At 66.1% G+C, this 8,769-nt stretch carries 8 protein-coding genes; 3 read left to right on the plus strand and 5 right to left on the minus strand.

The window, feature by feature from the left end; genetic code table 11:
- Positions 1 to 86: 86 nt before the first annotated feature.
- Positions 87 to 212 (minus strand): hypothetical protein, encoded by a 126-nt coding sequence (locus C446_RS20305; RefSeq protein WP_275039921.1) that lies wholly within the window; start codon positions 210 to 212, stop codon positions 87 to 89.
- A 17-nt stretch (positions 213 to 229) separates the two neighbouring features.
- Positions 230 to 619 carry a TRAM domain-containing protein gene (locus tag C446_RS15345; protein WP_006674046.1) on the minus strand — a complete coding sequence of 130 codons (390 nt, stop codon included), beginning with the start codon at positions 617 to 619 and terminating at the stop codon, positions 230 to 232.
- A gap of 348 nt (positions 620 to 967) precedes the next feature.
- Between C446_RS15345 and C446_RS15350 the strand changes: the two genes are divergently transcribed.
- Complete coding sequence (locus tag C446_RS15350; protein WP_006674047.1) at positions 968 to 2,557, plus strand: hypothetical protein; 1,590 nt, start codon at positions 968 to 970, stop codon at positions 2,555 to 2,557.
- 31 nt (positions 2,558 to 2,588) lie between these two features.
- Here C446_RS15350 and C446_RS15355 read toward each other — a convergent pair whose 3' ends face one another.
- Positions 2,589 to 2,978, minus strand: coding sequence for a DUF5518 domain-containing protein (locus C446_RS15355; RefSeq protein ID WP_006674048.1), 390 nt, complete (start codon positions 2,976 to 2,978; stop codon positions 2,589 to 2,591).
- Between the two features lie 451 nt (positions 2,979 to 3,429).
- On the opposite strand from C446_RS15355, the gene pheS reads away from it, so the two are divergent.
- Entirely contained in the window at positions 3,430 to 4,947 is a 1,518-nt protein-coding gene (gene pheS, locus C446_RS15360) for a phenylalanine--tRNA ligase subunit alpha (RefSeq protein ID WP_006674049.1), read from the plus strand.
- Positions 4,947 to 6,662, plus strand: a complete 1,716-nt coding sequence (pheT, locus tag C446_RS15365) for a phenylalanine--tRNA ligase subunit beta (protein ID WP_006674050.1) — start codon at positions 4,947 to 4,949, stop codon at positions 6,660 to 6,662. The genes pheS and pheT overlap by 1 nt, the downstream gene beginning before the upstream one ends.
- 21 nt (positions 6,663 to 6,683) lie before the next feature.
- Here the strand turns inward: pheT and C446_RS15370 are convergent, their stop codons facing one another.
- Positions 6,684 to 7,556 (minus strand): DUF7260 family protein, encoded by an 873-nt coding sequence (locus tag C446_RS15370; protein WP_006674051.1) that lies wholly within the window; start codon positions 7,554 to 7,556, stop codon positions 6,684 to 6,686.
- On the minus strand, positions 7,553 to 8,527 hold the full coding sequence (locus tag C446_RS15375) for a DUF7551 domain-containing protein (protein ID WP_006674052.1): 975 nt from the start codon (positions 8,525 to 8,527) through the stop codon (positions 7,553 to 7,555). Before C446_RS15375 ends, C446_RS15370 begins: the two co-directional genes overlap by 4 nt.
- Positions 8,528 to 8,769 lie beyond the last annotated feature (242 nt).

Genomic DNA, 8,769 nt, shown 5'->3' on the forward strand with positions numbered 1-8,769 from the left:
CATTGGGTCAGCACTGCCGATAGGTGGTCAGTTTCTGGTCTGCCCGTCCCGTCCGGCGAACTAATCTTGAACGTGCAACAGGGTATCTAGGAGTACCGAACCGCCCACGCGATCGCGGTTGCTTGCCCGTCCCGGTACTGGCGTGTCCGTCGCTCGATCGGTCGTCGTCGGTCGGAGACGAGCGACGGGCTGTAAGCTGGTCCCGAAGACACCAGCTGTCACCGGGACGTTACCGGGCTTCTTTGATGACCTCCGCGAAGGCGACGTTCTCCTTTGCCTCCGTGACGCGGATCGTGACCCGATCACCGACGTCCGTTCCGGGAACGATCACGACGTAGCCACGGTCTACTTTGACGAGCCCATCACCCTGGTCGCCGAGCCGTTCGATTTCGACGTCTCGAATGTCCCCTTCCTCGAGTGGTGGTCCCTGTGGCTCCGCTCGGACCCGCGGAGCGGGCTCGGGTTCGACTGCCGATGGAAGCAACGCAGCCCGATACACCTCGCCGGACTGGACCCCACCTAACTCGACTTCCTGCTTCGGAACCTCGATCGTGTACGAGTCCTGGTTCTCAGTTACTCGAGCAGTGTACAGACAGAGCACATCATCAGGCAGTTCCATACCTTCTGTACACTCTGGGGAGAACGTACAAATGACTGTCTCTTGCTGAAGGGGGCTGCCAGCGGTGTCACGTCGTGTCGGCTGACTGCTACGGAGTGCTCGATGTGCCGGTACAACGCTTCGCCGACCAGACGTGGTCTACAGGCGGAACAGGCCGAGTGCCTCAGGGTCGTACGGAAGACGCAGTCTTCCGTGATGACGAGACGCCGAAGGCGTCTCGAACCACGTGACCCCGAGGCGGTTCACTGACCGGCAGGGCCGTGGTATGAGAACCGACAGTCCGTGGTCCGACTCGCCAGTCGAACGTCTGACGAACTTATATTGGTTCGGTCGTGTATCACTGAAGTGATGCCCGGTCCTCCCCGCAACGGCGACGCGGACGAACTCCTCGCGGCCGACGTGCTCGGGGCCTTCGGCGTGACGGCGGCCGACATAGAGCGCGTCGCGACCCGCTCCACGACGGACGCGTCGAACGACGGCGACGGTCGATCGCTCGAGGCTGCCCTCGCCACCGTTCTCGACGATGGCCGCGACAAGACGACGATCCTCCGGGAGACGATCGCTCGAAGCAACCGCGGCCTCAGCTGTGCCGCACGATATCCCCAGGAGGCAGTAAAGCGCGAGCTAACCGCCGTCTTCGAGTCGATCGGCTGGTCGCTGTCCCTCGAACGGGCTATCACCGCCGCCCCGCGCGACCGGCTGGAACTGCGCGCCGTCGATCCCGAAGGCCGACAGCGAGAGGCGACCTTCGAGTATCCCGAGACGCCGCTGGGGACCGACAACCTGCCTGCCGTACTCTGGAGTATCGAGGAGTCGTTGCTCGCCGGTACCCAGGCGCGGTTCGTCTTGCTCTCCGGCGGCGACGATCGCTGGCGAGCGGCGCTGGTCGACGAACGCGAACTCGAGCGACTCCAGGAGCGGTACGGCCGTCGGATCGCGCCGTTCGAACGACCGGTGGTTCCCGAGTGTGGGCTCGCCCTCGAGGCGTACGTGCCAGGGAGCGAAGATTCGGATACGAGCGCCCCCTGGCCGGCGTGGGCAGCGGACCGGGAATCCAGCGAGGGATCGCGGTTCTCGAAGGGGCAGTCGAGCGCCGAACGTGGCGAAGAAGGCGTGGCGTCGCTCATCGAGGAGGCCGAATCGGGGTCGATTGGGGAGGCGGGGTCGAGGTCGAGGTCGGGGTCGGAGTCTGAGTCAGAACCGACCACCGACGCCCGCAAACGACCGACCACCGACGCCCGCAAACGACCGACCTCCACGCCCTCCACGCCCTCCACGACCTCCACGCCCTCCACGCCCTCCACGACCTCCACGACCTCCGCGAGCGAAACCGACCCCAACACGACACGGCAGACGTCGCCGCCGTCGACCGAAGCCGACGGGTTCGAACTGCGCGGCGGCTCGCCGTCGGTGTCGCGGGTGAGCGAGGACGGGAGCGACAACAGCAACGAGCGTCGGACAGACGACAGCGAGCACTCGTCCCAAGAGTCGGGACGGGCCGCTCGAGTCGCCGACGCGTTCGCGAACGCCGAAGACCCTCGCGACGGAGAGTCCAGGGGAGCGACCAGTTCCGGGGACGAGCGGACCGGTCGGTCGAACGACGACCCCGGACTCGGCTCGCTTTCCGGCAGTAGCGACACCGCACGCGTCTCGAACGACGCCTTCGGGAGCGGCCTCGAGTGGGAGAGCGAAGACGACCGCTATCGGGCCCTGGGTGCCGCGCTCGGAGCCGGTGGCAACGTCTCCGTCGAGGGGCTGCTCGAGGACGACGACTTCCTGCCGGAGTTGCCCGCGGCGGAACCCGACGAGACACGGATCGAGTTCGCCGACGAGTTCGACCCCGGTGCGGTCCAACAGGCAAAGGCGGCCGCCGAGCAGTCCGGTTTCGTCTGGGTCGATTCGGGGTCGCTGGAGACGACGCGCGTATCGAACAAGTAGTTCGGCAACCGCGAAAGCCACGATACGGGTGTCAGTACCGGCCGATCTCGTCGCCGAACTCGCGGTTCAGGTACGCGCCGATCGCTCCGCCGGCCGCGGCGAACGCGAGCGCGTAGACGAGAACGAAGGCGATCGCGAACAGGAGCATCCCGCCCAGTCCTGCTGTCATCGGTACGCCGAGAAATCCGAGCATGACGCCGCCAAAGAGCAGAAACAGCACGTAGCCGGCGATTCCGTACACGATGCCGGCAACGATACCCGCGGCGAACCCGGAGCCGATAGCCTGCCCCTCAAGGTAGCCGGCGACGAGACCGCCCAGCAGCGAGGCAAACGGAACGAACGAGAGGACGAGGGCGACGACGCCGCCGATCGAGCCGTTGACGAGCGTGGGTCTGGACGGGGTGGCTGGTTCGGAGGACACAGTAGAATCCGTACGCGGACGACCGTTGGGCATGGCAGCGATTCACCGAGCGACGACAGAATAGTTTCGGTTTCCCATCACGTCAGCGTGAAAGTATCACCGACGGCCGGTCGCTCGACCACTGTCACCAACCAGCAACGTTTTTTGCGTCCGGTCGCGAATCGATCCGATATGGCACCCGAATCCCACGTTGCCGTCTGCAGGCAGGGTCGTGCCGGCGTCGCCACCAACAGTCAGCCACAGCACGTGCCGTCGGGATTCGGCTTTTTCTAGCGGTCTCGTGACGGTGGATTCGTGGCGACCTCGCCGGGTCGCCGCGGCGAAACCGTCCGTTCGCGGGTCGCCGTCGCGGCCGGCCGCTGCGGGAGAGTCCGCAACGCCCGGCGGCGACCGCGACTCGCCGCGAGTCGGAACCGCTAACTGACCGCCACGCAGCCATCTAATCAAGCGAATGCAACTGCCAGAATCACAGGTCGCGGTCTTGGAGGCCGCGAGCGCGGACGAGGCAACGTCCATCGACGCCCTCGCCGAGGCGACCGACCTTCCGCCCGAAACCGTCACCGGGGCGGCCTTCGAACTCGAGGAGGAGGGGCTGGTCGAGGTCTCGGAACGCGTCGACGAAACGATCGAACTCACCGACGAAGGTCACGAGTACGCGACCGACGGGTTGCCGGAGGTGGCCCTCTACGAGGCTGCCCTCGAGGCCGGAGCCGACGAGGAACCGGTCTCGATGGGACAGGTCATCGGCCAGTCCGGACTCGAGGGCGATGCGGTCGACATCGCGCTCTCGAACTACGCCCGGAAAGGGTACGGCTCGATCGACAGCGGCGAGATCACCGCCGACCCCGATGCCGAGCCGACAGCGGACGCGGAGGCGAACGCGCTCGAGGCGCTCGCCGACGGGGCTGTCGGTACCGACGACGACCTCGAGGAGGTGATCGACCAACTCGAGCGTCGCGGACTCCTCGAGGTCGTCGAGACGACGACCCGCGACGTGGCGCTGACCGACGAGGGCGTCACGGAGCTGATGGGTGGCATCGAGACCACGGAGACCGTCGGGGCGGTCACGCCGGACCTGCTGACCAGCGGCGAGTGGGAGACCGTCGAGTTCGCCGACTACAACGTCGAGGCCGACGCCGAAGACGTCGAGAGCGGCACGGTTCACGTCCTGCGTCAGATGTCCGAGCGGGTCAAAGACGTCCTCGTCGGGATGGGGTTCCAGGAGATGGACGGCCCCCACGTCGACGCGGACTTCTGGATCAACGACTGTCTGTTCATGCCCCAGGATCACCCGGCGCGGACTCACTGGGACCGCTTCGCCATGGAGGAACCCAGCCACATCGACGAACTCCCCGACCAACTCGTCGCGGATGTCGAACGCGTCCACCGCGAAGGGCTGGGTGAGGACAGCGAAGGCTATCACTCGCCGTGGGACGAGGAGTTCGCCCGCGCGCTCGCGCTGCGGGGGCACACGACCTCGCTGTCGACCCGCTACCTCTCGGGCGAGGAGATCGGCGAGATCGAACCACCCGCGCGGTTCTTCAGCGTCGAGAAAGCCTACCGCAACGACACCCTCGATGCGACTCATCTGCTCGAGTTCTACCAGATCGAGGGCTGGGTGATGGCCGAGGACCTCTCGGTGCGCGATCTCATGGGCACCTTCGAGGAGTTCTACGCCCAGTTCGGGATCGAGGACATCCAGTTCAAGCCCCACTACAACCCCTACACCGAACCGAGCTTCGAACTGTTCGGCACCCACCCCACGACGGGCGAACTGATCGAGATCGGGAACTCCGGTATCTTCCGCGAGGAGATGCTGGAACCGCTGGGCGTCGACTGCGACGTCATGGCCTGGGGGCTCGCTCTCGAGCGACTCGCCATGCTCACGACGGGTGCCGAAGATATCCGTGACCTGCACGGTACGCTCGCCGATCTCGAGTTCCTGCGCAACGCGGAGGTGACCTACTGATGCCAACCGTCGACATCGATCCCGACGAACTACGCGATCTCACCGGCACGGAGGAGAAAAGCGACGACGAACTCAAAGACGACCTGTTCGGTCTCGGCCTCGAGTTCGAAGGACGAACGGAGGACGGCGCGTTCGAACTCGAGTTCGCCCCCGACCGGCTCGATCGACTCTCCGTCGAAGGCGTGGCCCGCTCGCTGCGGTACCACTACGGCGACTCGCGGGGCGTCCACGTCCCCTCGACGAACTCCGCGGACTGGACAATCGAGGTCGACGAGTCGGTCCCCGCGGACCGTCCCTACGTCACCGGTGCGGTGATCCGCGATGTCGATCTCGACGAGGAGAGCCTCGACTCGCTCATCCAGTTGCAGGAGAAACTCCACGCGACGATGGGCCGCAAGCGCGCGAAGGGCGCGATCGGCATTCACGATCTGACGATGCTGAAAGGCTCCGCGGCGACGGAGGGGAACCCGACCATCGAGTACGTCGGCGTCGAGCCCGAGGCGGACACGTTCGTGCCACTCGACGCGGACGCGGAGATGACCCCTGCCGAAGTGCTCGAGGACCACCCCACGGGCCAGACATACGCCGATCTCGTCAGCGAGTACGAGCGCTACCCGGCGATCTACGACGACCTGGGGCTGTTCTCGTTCCCGCCGGTGATCAACGGTCGCCGCACCGAGGTCTCGACGGACTCGCGGGACCTGTTCGTCGAGATGACCGGCACCGACCAGTGGACGATCGACAAGATGCTCAACATCGTCTGCTACGCGCTGGCGGCCCGCGGCGCGACGATCGAGGACATCGAAGTGTCCTACAAGGACCACGACCTCGTCCGGCCCGACCTCTCGACGAAGACCAAGACCGTTCCCCACGAGCGGATCGAGACGATCCTCGGCATCGACCTCGATCCAGACGAAGTGATCGATCTCGCCGAGCGGTCCGGACTCGAGGCCGAGAGGAACGAAGGCGAGGCAGGGAACCTCGTCTACGAGGTCACGATCCCCCCCTACCGCGTCGACGTGCTCCACCCGCTGGACGTCATCGACGACCTCGGGCGTGCCTATGGCTTCAACGAGCTCGAGCCGTGCTATCCCGACGTTGGTACCGTCGGCGGCCGCCACGAGCGGTCCCGACTCGAGCGAGCCACTCGCGAGCAACTCGTCGGGTTGGGCTTCGAGGATCTGCTGAACTTCCACATGATCAACGAGGCGGAGAACTTCGAGCGTCTCGACGTCGCGCCCGGCAGCGACGCCTACGGCGCGGGCGAGCCGACGACGATCAAGGAGGTCTACAGCGAGGACTACACCATGTTGCGGACCTGGGTCATGCCCTCGCTGCTGATGGTACTGGAACGGAACACCCACCGCTCGTATCCCCAGTACCTCTCGGAGATCGGCTTCACGGCCCGGCTCGACGACAGCGAGAACACTGGCGTCTCAGAGAACCGCCACGTCGGAGCCGTCCTCGCGAGCCACGACGCCGGCTACGAGGACGCCAAGGCCCGCCTGCAGGCGCTGTGTCGCCAGTTCGACGTCGACCTCGAGACGCCGCCGACCGAACATCCGACCTTCATTTCGGGTCGAACGGCAAGCGTCGTCATCGACGGCGAGGAGGTCGGCGTAATCGGCGAGGTCCATCCCGCTGTGCTCGTCGAACACGACCTCGAGGTGCCCGTCGCGGCCTTCGAGTTCGATCTCGAAGCGTTTCGAGAGTAGACGCTCCGAAAACCGGGGAGGTCACACGCGCCGAGTGAGGTGATCCCGGACCGCTCGCTGGGCGGTCCGGCACTGCTCGAGGAGACAAAGCACGGTCGTCAGGACCGGATACGTCGACGGGAGATTCCCGTAGAGGTAGGTGACGAGCGTTCGGTGCTCGAGCCCGGCGGCCCCGCCGTGGACCGTCGTCTCCCGAAGCACTTCCTGCCGGCGGTCGAGGCGGTCGCGACACCGACGGCGGTGGTCGGCGAGGGCCTCGTGACGCCGTCTGAGGGCGTCGAAACCGAGCTCGAGAAGCGGGGTTTCGTCGGCGTGACGGAACCACTCCCGTATCTCTTCGACGGTCTCGATCGTCGACTCGAGCGACGTCGCTTCGGTGTCGAGAGCGCCACGCATCGTCTCGAGTTCGGCACGGCGTTGATCGACGGCCTCGAGTACACCTTGCTTCAGCTCGGGAGTGAACTGGCGATCGGTCGACGGCGCAAGCGCGACGGCAACGTCGTCGCCGAGTTCTTCCGCGAGGGTCACACACAGGGGTTCGGTGCCGTCGGCATCGGCGTCGACATCGACATCGACATCGTCGACACTACGAGGACGAACCGTTTCCGCGAACAGGTCACGGACAGCCCGTCGAGAGTCGACCGACGCCCGGTCGGTGGCGTCGCTGCCGACCGCCATCGCCGTCGGACCCACCCCCGATCGAACGGTCGGAGCTCCCGGCGACCCTATCGTCCGCCCGCTGTCAGCTGGCGACGCCGGCGGCGAGTCCGTCGGAACGTCGTCGACGCCGCTTGCAAACCGGTCGAACGCGGACAGTTTCGCGCTCGTCGCGTCCCGTTCGGCCTCGACTCGAGTCTCCGCGTCCTCGAGGAGCCGTGTCCCGGTCTCGCTCACGGTCGGGTCACCTCGCTGGCGTGGACCAGACCGGAGGCACGGTCGGTCGGTTCGGTACTGATCGTGACGCGGTGTGCGGGTCGTTCCGAGCCGACGTGTCCGGCGTCGGTGACGGCGAGGCTACGAGTCGGACAGTGGCGGAACAACTCGAGAGAAAGCGGCAACGTAACGACGACCTCGGGCTCCGCCCCGGTCGGGTCCGGGTCGCCGAGTGCGTACTCGTCGAGTACCACCGTCCAGGAGCGGCCGCCGGTGTCGGGGTCGACGGCTCTGGAACGCACCGCGTACCCCTGGAGGAACTCGACTGCAACTAATCGAGCGAGCGTCGACTCGAGCGCATCGCCGGTCTCGTCCGACCGGGACGCGACCGTCGGCAGTCGGCGGGCAGCCGCGAGCAGGAGGTCCTGCTGGGAGTGTGGATCGAGGGCGGTCTCGAGTTCCGCCGCCATGCTCTCGAGCAGGCAAAGACAGAGCTCGTCGGTCCCCTCGATTCGTTCCGCGAGATCGAAGTACGCGTCCATGATCGCCCGCTCCAGGTGGTCGTGAGGGGAGTCTGCGATCGCCTCGAACACCGCGCCCGCGACGGCGTGACAGAAGTCGATGCGCGACCCCCGCTCGACCCGACCGTCTCCAGCAGTTCTCCCCGCAGACCGATCCGCTACCGGACGGCCTCGTTGCTCGGCGAACGGCGATGGCTCGGCGTCCGCCCGTGTCGCGGCCGCGCTTTCGAGCGGCCGCTCCCGGGCGATGACGTCGTACGCCGGCAGTGACGGATCGTACCGTCGCAGGGCCGCCCTGTACTGTTCGGTTGCGCGAACGGCTGCCCGCGCGGTCGGGCGATCGTCGAAGACGAGCCCGACGGCGGGAACGGGTTGTTCGCCGGTACGGGCACAGACGAGGTGGTATCGGCCGGTCTCGCTCGAGAGCGATTCGAGATAGCGACGGATGTCTCCGAGCGTCGTTCCAACCATTTTAGGTCAACCTAAATAGGGCCCAGGATAAATAGTTTAGGTAAGCCTAAACAGTAGTGGACACCGGGAGGAGACGGTGGCACCGAGACGACGGCCAGAGCTGTCGCTGGCGGGTCTGGGAGACGACGGCCAGGCGGAGCCAAACGGGAACGACTCATAGTGTCTAGGGAAGTGCTTTACCTGTAGAGACGCTGGAAGTGGTAATGGGACGGCTCGATGACATCACACTCGAGGAACTCTAC

Origin of the sequence: Halobiforma nitratireducens JCM 10879 (assembly GCF_000337895.1) — an archaeon.
GTDB classification, from domain to species: Archaea; Halobacteriota; Halobacteria; order Halobacteriales; family Natrialbaceae; genus Natronobacterium; species Natronobacterium nitratireducens.

What these genes read in the sequence shown, in the direction of transcription:
- C446_RS15345 (WP_006674046.1), bottom strand. Translation starts at nt 619, where the DNA reads ATGGAACTGCCTGATGATGTGCTCTGTCTGTACACTGCTCGAGTAACT.
- C446_RS15350 (WP_006674047.1), top strand. Translation starts at nt 968, where the DNA reads ATGCCCGGTCCTCCCCGCAACGGCGACGCGGACGAACTCCTCGCGGCC.
- pheS (WP_006674049.1), top strand. Translation starts at nt 3,430, where the DNA reads ATGCAACTGCCAGAATCACAGGTCGCGGTCTTGGAGGCCGCGAGCGCG.
- pheT (WP_006674050.1), top strand. Translation starts at nt 4,947, where the DNA reads ATGCCAACCGTCGACATCGATCCCGACGAACTACGCGATCTCACCGGC.
- C446_RS15375 (WP_006674052.1), bottom strand. Translation starts at nt 8,527, where the DNA reads ATGGTTGGAACGACGCTCGGAGACATCCGTCGCTATCTCGAATCGCTC.